Source organism: sulfur-oxidizing endosymbiont of Gigantopelta aegis, from assembly GCF_016097415.1.
In the GTDB taxonomy this organism is placed as follows: domain Bacteria; phylum Pseudomonadota; class Gammaproteobacteria; order GRL18; family GRL18; genus GRL18.
In genome coordinates, this window is the sequence record NZ_JAEHGE010000001.1 from 2,360,808 (window position 1) to 2,376,204 (window position 15,397).

The 15,397-nt window shown below is 40.3% G+C and carries 15 protein-coding genes and 1 pseudogene; 11 read left to right on the forward strand and 5 right to left on the reverse strand.

Annotated features, from left to right (window positions below; all coding sequences use genetic code 11):
• Positions 1-119: 119 nt before the first annotated feature.
• A pseudogene (locus tag JEU79_RS11875) lies at positions 120-1,229 on the reverse strand (IS3 family transposase); the annotation flags it as partial.
• A gap of 177 nt (positions 1,230-1,406) precedes the next feature.
• Here JEU79_RS11875 and JEU79_RS11880 point away from each other — a divergent pair.
• Genes JEU79_RS11880 through JEU79_RS11895 form a run of 4 tightly spaced genes read left to right on the forward strand, consistent with a single transcriptional unit; the run spans position 1,407 to position 4,280 of the window.
• Positions 1,407-2,126, forward strand: a complete 720-nt coding sequence (locus JEU79_RS11880; protein WP_198264297.1) for an RDD family protein — start codon at positions 1,407-1,409, stop codon at positions 2,124-2,126.
• The gene (locus JEU79_RS11885; protein WP_214660557.1) at positions 2,123-2,620 is read left to right on the forward strand and encodes a stage II sporulation protein M; all 498 of its coding nucleotides are present in this window, start codon (positions 2,123-2,125) and stop codon (positions 2,618-2,620) included. Before JEU79_RS11880 ends, JEU79_RS11885 begins: the two co-directional genes overlap by 4 nt.
• Positions 2,620-3,279, forward strand: coding sequence for a stage II sporulation protein M (locus tag JEU79_RS11890; protein ID WP_214660558.1), 660 nt, complete (start codon positions 2,620-2,622; stop codon positions 3,277-3,279). The genes JEU79_RS11885 and JEU79_RS11890 overlap by 1 nt, the downstream gene beginning before the upstream one ends.
• Complete coding sequence (locus tag JEU79_RS11895) at positions 3,276-4,280, forward strand: hypothetical protein (protein ID WP_198264300.1); 1,005 nt, start codon at positions 3,276-3,278, stop codon at positions 4,278-4,280. The genes JEU79_RS11890 and JEU79_RS11895 overlap by 4 nt, the downstream gene beginning before the upstream one ends.
• Before the next feature lie 162 nt (positions 4,281-4,442).
• Here the strand turns inward: JEU79_RS11895 and JEU79_RS11900 are convergent, their stop codons facing one another.
• Positions 4,443-5,390, reverse strand: a complete 948-nt coding sequence (locus JEU79_RS11900) for an IS1595 family transposase (RefSeq protein ID WP_198262526.1) — start codon at positions 5,388-5,390, stop codon at positions 4,443-4,445.
• 241 nt (positions 5,391-5,631) lie between these two features.
• Here JEU79_RS11900 and JEU79_RS11905 point away from each other — a divergent pair, with 241 nt between their 5' ends.
• The 6 genes from JEU79_RS11905 (at position 5,632) to JEU79_RS11930 (ending at position 10,198) form a co-directional block, all read left to right on the forward strand.
• A complete protein-coding gene (locus JEU79_RS11905) occupies positions 5,632-6,021 on the forward strand; it encodes a DUF4129 domain-containing protein (protein ID WP_214660559.1) in 390 nt (129 codons plus the stop codon).
• The gene (locus JEU79_RS11910) at positions 6,014-7,216 is read left to right on the forward strand and encodes a DUF4350 domain-containing protein (RefSeq protein ID WP_198264302.1); all 1,203 of its coding nucleotides are present in this window, start codon (positions 6,014-6,016) and stop codon (positions 7,214-7,216) included. The genes JEU79_RS11905 and JEU79_RS11910 overlap by 8 nt, the downstream gene beginning before the upstream one ends.
• A gap of 57 nt (positions 7,217-7,273) precedes the next feature.
• Positions 7,274-8,236: an AAA family ATPase gene (locus JEU79_RS11915; protein ID WP_198264303.1), complete on the forward strand. Its 963-nt coding sequence runs from the start codon at positions 7,274-7,276 to the stop codon at positions 8,234-8,236.
• Between the two features lie 62 nt (positions 8,237-8,298).
• Positions 8,299-8,946 carry a DUF58 domain-containing protein gene (locus tag JEU79_RS29085; protein ID WP_198264304.1) on the forward strand — a complete coding sequence of 216 codons (648 nt, stop codon included), beginning with the start codon at positions 8,299-8,301 and terminating at the stop codon, positions 8,944-8,946.
• Between the two features lie 6 nt (positions 8,947-8,952).
• Entirely contained in the window at positions 8,953-9,636 is a 684-nt protein-coding gene (locus JEU79_RS29090) for a DUF58 domain-containing protein (protein ID WP_484637458.1), read from the forward strand.
• A gap of 64 nt (positions 9,637-9,700) precedes the next feature.
• Positions 9,701-10,198 carry a dihydrofolate reductase gene (locus JEU79_RS11930; RefSeq protein ID WP_425511174.1) on the forward strand — a complete coding sequence of 166 codons (498 nt, stop codon included), beginning with the start codon at positions 9,701-9,703 and terminating at the stop codon, positions 10,196-10,198.
• 59 nt (positions 10,199-10,257) lie between these two features.
• Here JEU79_RS11930 and JEU79_RS11935 read toward each other — a convergent pair whose 3' ends face one another.
• The 3 genes from JEU79_RS11935 to JEU79_RS11945 all read right to left on the reverse strand — a co-directional run bounded on the left by JEU79_RS11935 (position 10,258) and on the right by JEU79_RS11945 (position 14,273).
• A complete protein-coding gene (locus JEU79_RS11935; RefSeq protein ID WP_198264307.1) occupies positions 10,258-13,017 on the reverse strand; it encodes a DUF1631 family protein in 2,760 nt (919 codons plus the stop codon).
• Between the two features lie 64 nt (positions 13,018-13,081).
• On the reverse strand, positions 13,082-13,321 hold the full coding sequence (locus JEU79_RS11940) for a hypothetical protein (RefSeq protein WP_198264308.1): 240 nt from the start codon (positions 13,319-13,321) through the stop codon (positions 13,082-13,084).
• Positions 13,322-13,424: 103 nt separating this feature from the next.
• Positions 13,425-14,273: a symmetrical bis(5'-nucleosyl)-tetraphosphatase gene (locus JEU79_RS11945; protein ID WP_198264309.1), complete on the reverse strand. Its 849-nt coding sequence runs from the start codon at positions 14,271-14,273 to the stop codon at positions 13,425-13,427.
• Positions 14,274-14,462: 189 nt separating this feature from the next.
• Here JEU79_RS11945 and JEU79_RS11950 point away from each other — a divergent pair, with 189 nt between their 5' ends.
• On the forward strand, positions 14,463-15,389 hold the full coding sequence (locus tag JEU79_RS11950; RefSeq protein WP_198264310.1) for a branched-chain amino acid transaminase: 927 nt from the start codon (positions 14,463-14,465) through the stop codon (positions 15,387-15,389).
• The last annotated feature ends 8 nt before the right edge of the window (positions 15,390-15,397 follow it).

Genomic DNA, 15,397 nt, shown 5'->3' on the forward strand with positions numbered 1-15,397 from the left:
ATATCTCAGGGCTACTGGCTTGGCCTGTGGATATGTGGACAAGGCGGTTGCCAGTAAAGTTGATTATCCTCCTCATCATCTGCCCGTTTTAAGTCTGGAACAACTTCTTTCATCACGCCATAGATCTCTGCAGGCGTTTTTCCACCGTGTGTACTGTGTGGTCGTTCATGGTTGTAAAACTCAAAATATTCCTTTAATGAGCTCTTTAGCTCATCAATACTTTGGTAATCCTTGAGGTAAATTTCCTCATATTTTACACTTCGCCAGAGTCGTTCAATCATAATGTTATCCATTGCTCTGCCTTTGCCGTCCATGCTGATTTTTATATCATTGGCCTTTAGAACACCTGTAAATGCTCTGCTAGTATATTGAGCACCTTGATCCGTATTGAAGATTTCTGGCTTTCCATATCGTCGCAGTGCTGTTTCCAGACTACTGATACAAAAGCTTTCTTCCATGCTGGTTGACACTTCCCAGGACAGCACAAAACGGCTACTCCAGTCCATAACAGCACTTAGGTAGACAAATCCATGTGGCATCCGTAAATACGTGATATCTGTGCACCAAACCTGGTTATTCCTATTAATATCAATTCCTTTGAGCAAATATGGATAGAGGTTATTTACTTTGCAAGGCTTGCTGGTATTGGGTTTTGGTGCCACTGAAACCAATCCCATGATCCGCATAAGCCGTTGAACTTTTTACGATTAATTTTATAACATTTCAATCTTAATGCATTACGAATTTGACGACTGCCATAGAATGGATGTTTTATGTACAACTCATCAATCAAATTCATTAATGTTAAATCTTTATTTTGCAGAGGCTTTTTAGGTTGATAGTAATAGCTTGAACGGTTCAGGCCGATAAGCTCACATTGTTTTTGATGCTCAACTGAGGGTGCTCTTTTTCTATGCAACACCGCTTTTCTGCTCTACTCAGTTGAACATCTCAACTTTTTTGACAGCCAGTCAGCCTCTACTTTTAGTTGACCTATTTGGCTGTACAGGTGTTCTTTTTTCCTTTTCATGTTCAGCATCTTTATTCTCTAATTTTTTTGAAAAAGTATCGGCTGCACCATCAAGCATCTGCTTTTTCCAGCTATTGACCTGGGTGGTGTGCACTTCAAATTCTGACGCAATTTCTGCGACTGTTTTTTGACCTTTCAAAGCCTCAATGGCTACTTTTGCTTTAAATTTGTTGTTGAATGTTTTTCTTTTTGTGCTCATTTTTTTGTTCCCCGTTAGGTTAGCTCTTATATCTTAACCTATTGTCCAGTTTTCGGGGTCCACTATATAGTGCTGATTTTTTTATTATATTTTAGAACTGAAATACAATTTACACTGTTTTTGTGACAGAATAATGAACCTTAAAACGATTAATTTTAAAACAACTGTGAACAATTCATGTCTTCTATGCTCGACACCATCAAAACTGTAGAAACCCCCGAGGGTGTTGAGCTTAAATTAACCTGTGCTGGGTTTTATGTGCGTAGCATCGCCTGGTTGTTGGACATTTTGATACAGGGCCTGATTATTATTGTTTTTGCCCTATTGCTGAGTCGCTTGGGGGATTTTGGTCAGGGTATCTTATTGATTGTGATGTTTTTGCAGCAATGGCTCTATCCGGTATTCTTTGAAATTTATTTTCAGGGGCAAACACCGGGGAAAAAGAAAATGAATATTCAGGTGCTACAAATTGATGGCACCATGGTGACTTGGGAAGCCTCTTTACTCAGAAATTTACTCAGAACCGTCGATTTTCTGCCTTTTTTCTATGCCTTGGGTGTGGTTTCTATGCTATTGAGTCGAGATTTTCGGCGTCTGGGCGATTTGGCTGCCAATACCATTGTGGTTTATACCCGCAAGCTAAAGGACAATAGTCAACTGGTGCCTGAAGTAGCTGCTATTGCCCCTAACATAGCTCTCAGCGGTATAGAACAGCAAATTATTGTTAATTATGCTGAACGCTTTAAGGGCTTTTCTCCGGAACGTGCAGAAGAACTGGCCAGGCTAGCAACACCTTTACTGGATGGTGTTATTGTCCAGAAAAAACAAACAGCCAGTGAAACAAATGCCAGTGAACGTCTGCTGGGTATTGCTAATTACCTGATGGGGCGTCGATGAATCAGGCACAATTTATAAAAGCCCATGAACAGCAATGGCTTATTTTGGAAGTGTTACTTAATTCTCGTTTGAAAAAGGTGTTATTGCAACAAGCCGCTTCTGAACGATCACTCTCTGGAAAAAAACACCTGACCTTTTGGCAGAAAAAACAGACGAAAAAAAATCATGCTTATCTACAAAGTTTAAATAATGAAAAATTGACCTCACTTAAGCCCAAATTACTTATACAAGCAGATTTTCCTGCTCTGTATCGGAATGTTTGCCAGCATTTATCATTAGCACAATCCCGCCGTTATAGCCCTTATTTAATAGAACGCTTAAGTTTTCTGGTGAATGAAGCACACCAACGCTTTTATCAGAAAAATAATAGGCGGGGAAGCAGTGTTCTGGCTTCTTTTATCCATTTTTTCAGCAACAGCTTTCCACAAATAGTACGCAGCGAGAGCCGTTGGCTATGGCTTCGTCTGCGGTATTTTATCTACCGCTTATTTTAATGATCGTGTTAATTCAGATCTGGCCTGAGTTTGTCTATAGTGTTATGTCACCGGATAGCGTGGCGGGTATGGAAGCCATGTATGATCCTCAGGCTGAACATATAGGCCGTGAACGTGGCTCAGAATCCGATGCACGTATGTTTGGTTTTTATATTTTAAACAATACCGGCATTGGTTTTAGAACCTTTGCCACCGGTTTACTCTTTGGTATTGGTAGTATTTTCACCCTACTCTTTAATGGCTTGCATATTGGTGCGGCGGCGGGTCATCTGACCCAGATCGGCTATGGCAATACCTTTTGGCCTTTTGTTTCCGGTCATAGTGCCTTGGAACTCAGTGCTATTGCGCTCAGTGGTAGTGCGGGTTTGAAAATAGGCTTTTCATTGTTGATGCCGGGACGAAAAAGCCGTTATCAGGCATTATTGGATGCTGCCTCAGTGGCGGTAAAAATAATGGCTGGTGCTGCAGTAATGTTTTTTATGGCTGCTTTTGTTGAGGCCTTTTGGTCATCATCTCAGACCATTGCGCCGCTGATTAAATATGCTGTAGGCGCATTGATGTGGCTGCTGGTATTTGCCTATTTTGCCTTTGCAGGACAGAAGACAGTCGAGCAGAAGAGTGGGAAAAAGAAGGCCAATTTTATGAAGTTAGAAGAATGAATCTTCAAGCGCTGACCTTTGCCGTTCGTCCAAGAAGCCCATGGGAAGCAATGGATGTTGCTGTGCGCTTAGCGGTAACACATTGGCGACTCTTATTAGCCAGTTGGTTAGTCTGTGTTTTGCCTATTTTTTTAATAGTGAATGTTCTGCTCTTGCAAGCCCATCCTTATTGGGTGTTTTTTATCCTGTGGTTTTTAAAGCCGCTTTATGATCGCGTGCCGCTATTCGTTTTATCCAGAGTCATTTTTGCCGAAAAGACCAGTTATAAAGATGTCATTTCAGCGATCCCAAGTTTCTTTAAAACCGGTATTTTTTCTGCCTTGACCCTATATCGTCTCGACCCAGGACGTGCATTTTCCTTGCCTGTGAGTCAACTTGAAGGCTTGAAGGGCAAGCGCCGTAGAGAGCGAATGAAAAGCTTGAGACGAAATGCCAACAATCGTGAGGTGATGCTTTTTGTCTTGTGTTTTCATTTGGAATCGCTGGTTTCATGGGGTTTAATTGGTATCGTATTAATGATGTTGCCAGTGGATATTGCCATACAAAGTGCGGGTAATTTGTTTACTGAAGAGCCAAGCTTATTAGCCAATGCCTTATCAATGGCACTTTATTTTATGGTGATGATGGTGGTTGAAACACTCTATGTCGCCGGTGGTTTTATTTTATATTTAAATCGACGGATAATTTTAGAAGGCTGGGATATTGAATTGGTTTTTAGAAAGCTCGCTCAACGTGCTAGCCAATCAAAATTAAAGCCAATTGCTGAAAATAAAATGACTATTAATAAGGGGGCATCACTATTAGCAATCACTCTGAGCTCGCTATTGTTATTGGGTAATGTTTTTGGTCAGATCCGGTCTATGCCAATACGCTTAATATGGAAACGGCATCGGCATCTTATCGCAAAATACTCCCGCCAATTGCGCAACCAAAACTTGCAGCGGAGGCTTCCAAAGAAACGATTCAGGCAGTATTGGCCGATCCTGTTTTTAATCGAATGAAGCAGCTTGAATCACTTAAATACATGGGCGAAAAAATAAAAAAATGAGGATGGCTTAGATATTGAATCCGGCGCTTTAGTTAGATTATTTGAAAGCATTGGACAGATCCTGGCATTTATCTTTGAGGCTGGCTTATGGCTTTTAGCACTTATTTTTACTTGATTACCCATAAAGCTCCGCCATTTTTAGGAGCTTTCCATTCATAGGTGGCGTTTTCATCGCCACGCATAAAAACCTTGGCATCATGTCTTTTAAGTTAAAGCGTCTATTAAACCGATAACAAAATTCAGCAAGATACCGAGGTAAATGTTTTGAGTTAATGGAATGATAGCTTCCCTTCATAGAGTTTTTAATATTACCTATCATAGTGTTAACCCAGATAAACTCAATTTTATCAACACTTGCCGCACCACCACCCGTGACGATTGGAACATGCTTACAGTCAGCTTCTTTAACCGCAGGAAAACAATTTAACCCATCTGAGTAAACAGTACTTCCAGGTGTTAAATGAGTTTGTGCCCATCGTTTTATTTCACTGGATTTAAACCCTTTAAGCACATTTAAATTCATTGCAATCGGGTGTCCATCTTCATTAGTAGAAACGGCTGCAACGAACGGTGTTTTATTTTCTGAACCACGACCTCTGGAGCCGCCTCTGTGCTCACCACCCCAGTAGGCATCATCAATTTGAATGATGCCTGATAAAGGTTTACTGTCATCACGTTCTTTCATAACCTGCATGATCTTTTGTTTCATACTCCAGGCTGTATTGTAGCTTACCTTAAGCTGTCTCTTTAATTCTAATGCTGAAACCGCTGTCTTCAATTGAGTCATAAGATGAATCGCTAAAAACCACTTAGATAAAGGCAGTTTGGTACTATCAAATATTGTCCCACAGGTTGCTGATGTCTGATGATGACAATGGTGGCACTGATAAAGATGGCGATGTTCTAGAGTGCAATAAGTCTTATTGCCACACTCTGGGCAAACAAATCCATCAGGAAATTTCCATTTAAATAAGGCTTGTCGGCACTGTTTGTCAGTGCCATAATCATTAAAAAGCTCAAATAAACTATAACCTTCTTGAAACTGAATTTTATTTTTTGACATCATTCTACTCCACACATAATCTATACTTTAATTATAGTATAATTATAGTATAATTATAGTATAATTATAGTATAATTATAGTATAATTATAGTATAATTATAGTATAATTATCGAAATATGGCGGAGCTTTGTGGGTAATCAAGTATTTTTATTTTCTTATTAGTGAAATATCGAGACCGTTTACAAATAGGCTTAGGGCGGCTGTTTAAAGCCAAAGAAAAGCCAGCCGAATTACCAGAAATGTTATTTGGCCTGGATTTACGGGAAGAATCTTTACCCGCTGATGTGGTCGCACAGGCTTTACAGCTTTACCAGGCACAGGAATATCGAGCCTCAATGGCATTATTATACCGTGCGAGTTTGGCTTATTTGGTAAAAAATTATGAATTTAGTTTGCCAAATGGTGCTACAGAAGGGGATTGCCTGGACTTAGTGACAAAAAATCTTACCTTGCCCAGTGAAGCTGAAGGCAATTATTTTGTGACTCTCACAAGAGCATGGCAGCAAATAGCCTATGCCCATCGAAATATTTCTGAGCAAGAATTTCAAGCCTTGTGCGATAATTGGTCATTATACTATTCTCAAACCCAAGCTCCAGACTCAAGAAGAAAGGGGGCTGACGATGAATAAATCTACGCAGATTTTACTCACCCTTTTGCTGCTGATAATCAGTTTGGCCACAGGCTATTGGTTTTATAATAATTTTGAATGGCTCGATGAAGAAAAGGAAGTGGGTTTTCAGGGGATAGCACAAACCAACAATCTATTAGCGGCTGAGTTTTTTCTTAGAAAAATGGGCATAGATGTTCAGCAAGTGAATGGTTTAGTGGCATTTCGTGACTTGCCATCAGCACAACATAGCATACTGATCACGACGCAACGTGAAACCATTAACAAAGAATTGAGCAAAAACTTATTAGCCTGGGTACGTGAGGGTGGACACCTGATTGTTGAAGCTCGAAAAACGACTGAACCCGAAGAAGATGACTTGCTATCTCAATGGCAAATAAGCGCTCAGGCAATTGAAGCACAGGAAGGGCAGGAAGATAAAGGGCAGGCAATTGATGACGCGGTGAAATCCATTCTGCAACAGAATGATACTGAAGCAGAAGATATACCCGTAGCAGTTCAATTGTCGAATAAAACAATGATAGATGTCAATTTTCCGTATGATCTCAGCTTATATAAAGAGTCGTCAGATACCCCGTTGAGCTGGTTAGTGCATGATAAGAGTGCGGCGTATATTATGCAACTTTCATTAGGGCAGGGCTTACTCACGGTTTTAAATTCAACAAAAATATTTAACAATGAACAAATAGCGCAATTTGATCATGCGCGATTATTGCATTATTTAACGCAATATAATGGTCATGATGTGGGTGTCTGGCTCATACGCGTTGATGATATGCCCGCCTTGTGGCAATGGTTATGGGATTATGCCTGGCCAGCCATGTTGAGTTTAAGCCTGCTATTTTTAATTTGGCTCTGGCGTGCGCCACTACGTTTCGGGCCACGATTCAGTGATAAGGCTATCGAGCGGCGTCGTTTGCTGGAACATATACAGGCCAGTGGTCATTATCGTTGGCATCATGAGCAATCGGGATATTTATTAGCCCAGGTTCAGGCTGATTTATGGGATCATCTACAGCGCTCACATCCGACGATACATAGAGAGAATCCAGCACTTGCCTATAGGAAATTGGCTGATATTACAGCAATTCAAATAGAGCTTATTGAGCAAGCATTGACGCCGGTTGACAGTATGAGTGAGCAGGAATTCATTAATCATATTAAAGTAATGGAAAAAATCCGCCAGCATTTATAGGCTGAATTCGTATAAAAATAACAGTAAAAACTATAGTAAAAAAAGTAGGAATATTTTATGGAAAATACAGCAACAATGACTCAGCTTTGCCAGTCGATAAAAAGCGAAATGGCCAAGGCTGTGATTGGACAAACCGAGGTCATTGAGCAAATATTAGTTGCCTTAATTGCCAGTGGTCATGTCCTAATTGAAGGTGTGCCGGGGCTGGGTAAAACATTAATGGTGCAAGCATTGGCAAAAACCTTTGATGGTGATTTTGCACGTATTCAATTTACCCCGGATTTAATGCCGAGTGATGTGACTGGACATGTACTCTATGATATGAAATCGGAAAGTTTCAAAGTAAGAAAAGGACCGGTGTTTACCAATCTCTTGTTGGCCGATGAAATTAATCGCGCGCCAGCAAAAACACAGGCTGCACTGCTTGAAGTGATGCAAGAGCAACAGGTGACATTGGAAGGGCGTTCCATGTCAGTCTCACACCCCTATATGGTCTTAGCGACTCAAAATCCGATTGAGCAGGAAGGGACTTATCCACTGCCTGAAGCACAATTGGATCGTTTCTTATTTAAAGTGTTAATCGCTTATCCAGAAGATAAAGAAGAGCTACAACTGGTACAGCACATTACCAACAAAAAGCTGGGTGATAAATTGGATGTTTCCAATGTTGCTTGCTGTTTACAAGCAGAAACAGTTTTAGAGTTACAACAACATGCTGCTTCATTAGAAGTGGATGAGCAAGTAGTGCAGTATGCGATTAATATTGTTCGAGCTACACGAGAATGGCCGGGGATTTCTATCGGTTCAGGGCCTCGGGGGGGGATTGCCCTGATTCGAGCGGCCAGAGCTTATGCTGTGGTTGATGGTCGCGATTTTATTACCCCTGATGATGTCAAAAAAGTGACCCTGCCTGCCATGCGGCATCGAATTATTCTTTCGCCTGAAATGGAATTGGAAGGTGTGCATGTTGATCAGGTCTTGAAAAATATACTTGATAAAATAACAGCGCCAAGACATTAATGATTGATCTTGTCGTGAATTTTTTTTACTCCCTCTGGCATCGTTTGAAGCCGGGGAGGCAGTTGTTTTTCTTGTTAATGGCCTTGACTGTTTTGGGTGTCATCGTATCCGTGTGGCCAGAAAATTTATGGCTGTGGCAGGGGAGCTTAATACTGGCAAGCACTATCCTATTAATTGATTTATTACGTCTTTATGGTTTTAAAAAATTTCATATTGAACGTCAGGCGCCAGGCAAAATATCACTCGGATTATGGCATGATATTCACTTAATACTGCATTATGAAGCGGGTCATTTTTCGGCTAAGAAAATTCACCTTAAGGTGTTTGATCATTATCCCGTTAATTGTGAATACCGTTATTTACCTCGCCAAGTCACCTTAATGTCAGAACAAAAAGTGACTATTGATTATCAAATAAAGGCTCTAAAACGCGGCAATGAAATTTTTTCCGGAGTGCAATGTTTACTGGCTTCACCCTGGGGTTTCTGGTTGAGAAATTATCGTGCAAAAACGATTTCAACCACCATGGTTTATCCTAATTTTGCCGCTATTAGTCAATACGCGCTATTGGCGACAGAAAACCGTTTAAGTCAGTTAGGAATCAGAAAAATTCGTCGCCGTGGTGAAGGTATGGATTTTAATCAATTGCGAGAATACCGTGAAGGTGATTCCCTCAGACAAATAGACTGGAAGGCGACTTCACGCTTATGAAAATTAATTTCCAGAGAATATCAGGATGAAAAAGATCAGGAAATTATATTTCTGCTGGATTGTGGGCGGCGTATGTTGTCTCATGATGATGAGTTGTCGCACTTTGATCATACCCTTAATGCGATGTTATTGGTTTCCTATATTGCGCTGCATCAGGGTGATGCGGTTGGTTTTTCCACCTTTGGAACTGGCGATGATAATGAAGAGCAAGCTCAGTCTCCCACTCAATCAAAGCGTTGGATTCCGGCACGAAAAGGCATGGCAACCATACAATCCTTATTAAACAATGTGTATGACTTGCACGCTCATGCAGTCACACCGGATTATACTAAAGCCGTCACACAATTATTATTACGTCAGAAAAAACGTGCCTTGATTATTGTGCTGACTAATTTGAGAGATGAGGACAGCCATGACTTGCTCAATGCGCTACAATTACTCAAGCGTAAACATTTGGTGGTGCTTGCCAGTTTAAAAGAACAGGCTTTAGAACAAGTGATGGAAAAGCCGGTTGATGATTTTTCTGATGCCTTACTCTTTGCCTCAACGTGTGACTACCAAAGACAAAGAAAAAAAATGTTTGAAAACTTACAGGCTCGTGGGGTAAATTATTTAGACGTCACACCGGATAAATTAGCGGTAAGTTTAGTCAACCGATATTTAGATATTAAGAGTAGTGGGCAATTATAAAATTGCACAAATACGATCACCATCCTCCAGGAGAAAATTTTTGAAAATTTCATTAATCGCAGCGATGGCAGAAAATAGAGTCATCGGTATCGACAATCAATTACCATGGAAATTACCAGCGGATTTAGCCTGGTTTAAAAAAAATACAGTCAATAAACCCATCGTAATGGGGCGAAAAACATGGGAGTCCTTACCTTTTCGACCCCTACCCGGACGGGATAATATTATTATTACTCGTGACAGAGACTATCAAGCCAAAAACACAAAAGCTGAAATTATCCCTTCTGCCATTGTCTGTTCATCAATTGATGAGGCCATACAAGTAGCAAAAGAAAAATCGCATGAAGAACTCATGTTTATTGGTGGCGCAACACTCTATGAGCAAGTGTTAGAAAAAGCGGATTGCCTGTATTTAACATTCGTTAAAGGCGATTTTGACGGTGACGCTTGGTTCCCTGAAATTGATTTCTCACAATGGCAGGAAAGCTATGTTCAGGACAATCTACCGGATGAGAAAAACCCCCACCATTATCGTTTTAGTATCTATCAACGAAACCAGTAGGGTGCTGAGGAACGATGCGCACCATTGACCACATCCTACAAGTGTAAAGATAAATGGGCTTATTTGCTCAGTCCCTTATCTTGCATAGCAGAATCACTAACAGCCTGAATAGCATCACCCATAAGTGATGAAGCTTGTACGATTGAGCCAATCCCTTGGCGGAAGCTATCACTGAGTGCTTCGAGAGAGATTTCAATGACTCGATTATTTTGTGTCAAGCAACTGAACTGACTTTTATCGTCTTTTACCCAAGTAACTCGAGCGCGGGAATAATGTGATTTGAAACAAAATTCAAGCCAGGAGTCTTCAGTAATATTTTTTACCTGATAGGTGTATTCATCATCAATAAGTTGTAATTTATAGCTATTGTTCACTAGACGAATCAATTCAAAATCAGTTTTTGACTGTTTTTCAGGTGTATAATTTTTCTTCACACAATGTGTGGTTGGTCGATTGATTAGGTGTGTTAATCCGGTCTTTTTCGGGGCTTGTTCTGCTAATGCATCCTCTTCAGCAATACTATCAACAAATGCTTCTTCAAGTGTGGATACTTCCGTGACTACAACTTTAGTCGGTGTGTTAATTTCCTCATCAAATTGAGTGAGTTCGCTATGCATGGCCTTTGAGTCAAGAACCGACTCAAGAGTAGATTCGGGAGCTGATTCAGGAGAATTGACTTTTGCTGTCTCGGCTACTTGAGAGCCATCAGCAAGGTGAGAGCCATCAGCGGCTTGAGAGTCATCAAATAATTCATTTCTAAAAATAATTTTATCAGGCTCATTATTCAAATTATTAGGCTGTTGTTTTGTTTTGCCTTCAGTGGATTGTAATGCAGCATGATGAAGTTTTTTAATTGCCAGAGTAATTTTATCTTGAATGTTTTTAGGGCAATGGACACGTGCTAGGCCGAATTGAAGCTCTTCATTGATAATTGGAATCAAGCGTTGTATACGGACTCTTTCAATATGCTTTTGTGTTGCTGTAATGCTAAAAATAAGGGCGCTAATAAATGCATTAGCGCGTTCCTTCATATCGTCACTGCTACTATTATCTGAATAAATATTGAGTAAAACATTTTTCCATATCTTATCAATAAATAAATGGATGCCGGGAGGGATTTCTTTGTCTTTTATTGCTTGTTGGACAATGTTGTCCACTTTGCTTTGTAAATTGGCCTTCACTGCCTGGGGTTGTTTTCGGGTATGATTAGCTTGCTGTTTCCGGTAGTTAACAAATTGTTTCAAGTCACCATCAAGCTCAGAAAATATGGCTTTATTGATTTTGTTTTCACGACCCAGTTGAGTGCTTATTTTTTTTAGTTTAAGATAAACAGGGTTGTTAATGCTTTCTTCGGTATCAGTAATACCAAAGGCTGCATTGGCAAAATCATCTAAAAAGTGTCTGGCAACATGCGTGGTATTATTGATAAAAGTATCATCAACCAAAGACAGATGAATAATGGGTATCATTAAACGCCGGAATAGTTTTTTTGCCCGGATAGAGAGGTGTTTATTGTTTTCAATATGAGTAAATAAATCCTCAATCATATCGATTAAGTGTAACTTTTTATTTTTTAGGGCAGTGCTGTGAGATTGCTTATTGGTATCAGCAAGAATGTTATTTTTTATTTGTAAGTGAATTGAGGGTGATGATTGCATGGCATCATAGAGCAAAGCATTATGATGCAAGGCTTGCAGGGAGCTAATTAATTCCTGAGTACTGGTTTCATGATGATGTGTGAAATTGTCATTATTCTGCGTGTTTTTATTAAGGTGATTTTCAGCGTAAACATCATGGAGTTGCAATAAATGATTGTTAGCATTTTCTTGTAACGATGAAAAAATGACAGGTGTCGATCTTTTCTTTGTTAGCAATTGATTGAGTTGTTTTCTGGTGCCAGTATTTTGGTTTAGGGAGGTTTTATTTCTAGCTAAATTCTGGGCTAATTCTAAGTGACGATTATTCAGTGTTGATGTTCTTTGTTGCCTTGTAGATGGCGGACTAAAATGAGTTAAAGTGCTATTTGCTGTTGGACTAAATTCAGGGTATTCATTACCTGGTATATTATTTTGATTATAATTGTCTTGAGTTTCTATAGGGCTTGGAATTTCTTCAGACTTACTTAAGGGTGGGGTTAAGGGCTTTGTATATTCTTTCTTTATACGGTAATCGCTGATAATTTCAGGCAAGATGCCTTGCTTAATCAATGCGTTGTTGAGTTCATCCAATAAGGCTGGCAGGTGAACAGCTAAAAATTGTTCAAATAATTTATAAACCTGTAGTCGCACATCGGGAGAAAAATCAAAAGTGTGCATGCTAGAGCGGAAAGCTGACAGAATTGTATCAGCACTGAGTGGACTCTTGCTGATTTCTTCGCCTCGTAACTTAAGTAAGGCAAATATTCGGGTTTCTAAATGCTCAAAAGCCTCACGATTTTGCTGGTTAATTTTTTCAATGACGGTATCAAAGGATAGGTTTTCTTCAAGATCTTTAGTGGCAATCAGATTGAGGCTTTCACGACTGCGTTTGTTGGTTGATAAATTATTGCTGAATGAACCGTCAAAAGTTTGCCCTGCTTTTGAGGTGTAAAAACTTTCTGAGAGAGAGTCGATGAATAAAGGTATGGCCTCATCAACAGAATTTTTCAGGCTATGTAAGGCTGTGAAACAATCAGATTGAACAGTCACCGAGGTGGTTTGTTCTGCTTTATCGATTAACTCATCTGTCAATCTGTCTGAAAACTGGCGGAGAAACACTGAAAACCATCGTTCAGTGATGTTAAAGAGTGGTGCGAGGGATGCATTGATATTATTTTTCATGACATCGTCTCTATGTCAACTTCTGCGACGTGATGGTCTACAACTTGTTTGGCACATGAAGGCACTAATATTGAGTTGAAGTATTGCTTTTCCATAGATAATAAAAAGCTTGTCCGGTGAGCATAAAACCTAAAACCTTAAGCAATGTGGGGGTACTAACATATTCCATTAAAGTGCCGGCGGCCAGAAAATAAATGGCGATGGTTATAAAGAGCATGGCCTTATCTTGAGTTTTTTTGCGTTCATTGTTCACCGCTTCGCTGCTGGCAATATCATCCATGACCATTTCTCTGAGTTTAGGCATAATTTCTTTAGCTCCTATTGATTGATTGATTGATTGACTGACTGACTGACTATAAATTAATCATAGCAGTTAAGTGACCAGAATTCTATTTTAAGAAAAAAAGCTATTGATCTAAATCGGTTATTTTTTGATAATCAGGGCAGTCAACACTAATGAACTCCGGTGGCTGAGGTACTTTATTGAGCTGCATGGCGGTTAAAGCCCCCCCCCAAAGACAGCCCGTATCAATGGCATAGGTATTGGGATGGCTGGTTTTGCCAAAAACAGTAGACCAATGACCAAAAATAATTTTTAACTCACTGCTTTTTCGCTTGGGTGTTTCATACCAGGGAAGATAGCCCTCCTTTTGCGTGCCAATGGGGCCTTTATCTTTAAAATTAAGCTTGCCACCGGGCTTACAATAACGCATCCGGGTCAAACAATTGGTAATAAATCGCAGTCGTTCCCAGCCAGCCAGATCTTGATGCCACTCTCTCGGCTGATCACCAAACATATTGGCCATAAATAGTGGAAAATCATTGCTTTGTAAGATGGATTCAACCTCTATGGCACAGGCCTGTGCTGTGGCTAAGTCCCATTGCGGCGGTAAGCCTGCATGGATCATGGTATAGCCCAAACGGGCATCATGATGTAATAAAGGGCGATGCCGTAGCCAGAGAATCAGTTCTTCACGATCGGGGGCGTTAAGAATATCATCCATCGTGTGATGTTTAACTTTTTTATTGCCTTCACACAAGGCCAGAAGCGTCAGATCATGATTGCCTAAAATGCTGATAGCGCTATCACCTAAGCTTTTGATAAAACGTAATGTTTCCAATGATTTATCACCTCGGTTGATCAAATCACCGGCAAACCAGAGAGTGTCTTTTGCGGGTTCAAAGTTGAGTTTGTCTAAGAGGCTAATAAGTGAGTCAAAACAGCCCTGAATATCACCAATCGCATAGGTGGTCATTAATCCTTATACCTTCTTTTATGCTATGAGAAAGGCTAAGATAATAGCATTATTTCCTTGAACCTGCGATGGGATAAATAAGCCTGCATTTCCAAGTATCACAGGGATATATTCGGGGTAGTCGGTATTTCCAAGTGGTGCAGGTATAGTGTAGAATAGCTTTTTTTGATTTAAGCGAGGAGTTTGTTTATGTTATCGATGGATGACAGAGATGGCGTCATCTGGTTTGATGGCGAAATGGTTCCCTGGCGTGATGCCAAAGTGCATGTTTTAACTCATACACTGCATTATGGAATGGGTGTTTTTGAAGGTGAACGTGCCTATCATACTGATAAGGGCGCTGCTATTTTTCGTCTACAGGAACATACTGACCGTTTATTTCGTTCGGCGCATATTCTCAATATGCCCATGCCATTTGATAAAGACACCATTAACGAAGCAACTCGTGCAGTGGTAGCGGAAAACAATCTGGACTCTGCCTATATCCGCCCGATGGCTTTTTATGGCAGTGAAGGCATGGGTCTGCGAGCCGATAACCTGAAAGTTCACGTCATGGTGGCCGCTTGGGAATGGGGTGCTTATCTGGGTGATGATTGCCTAGAAAAAGGCATTCGTATTCGTACTTCTTCGTTTACTCGTCACCATGTCAATATCACCATGTGCAAGGCCAAGGCGAATGGCAATTACATGAATTCCATGCTGGCCTTGCAAGAAGCATTAACCGATGGCTATGATGAAGCACTATTGCTTGATGTTGAAGGCTTTGTGGCCGAAGGCAGTGGTGAGAATATATTTATTGTGCGTAATAACACCATATTTACACCGGATTTGACCTCGGCACTAGAAGGTATTACTCGTGATACGATTTTTACTCTTGCCGCCGAGTTAGGCTATACGGTAAAAGAAAAACGCATTACCCGTGATGAAGTCTATTGCGCTGATGAAGCCTTCTTTACTGGCTCAGCAGCCGAAGTAACACCCATTCGTGAGCTGGATAATCGCAAAATTGGCTGTGGCAGTCGTGGTTCAGTGACAGAAAAATTGCAGACCATGTATTTTGATCAGGTGCATGGTCGTCGTGATAAATATCCTGAGTGGCAAACTTTAGTAAAATAACTGTTTTT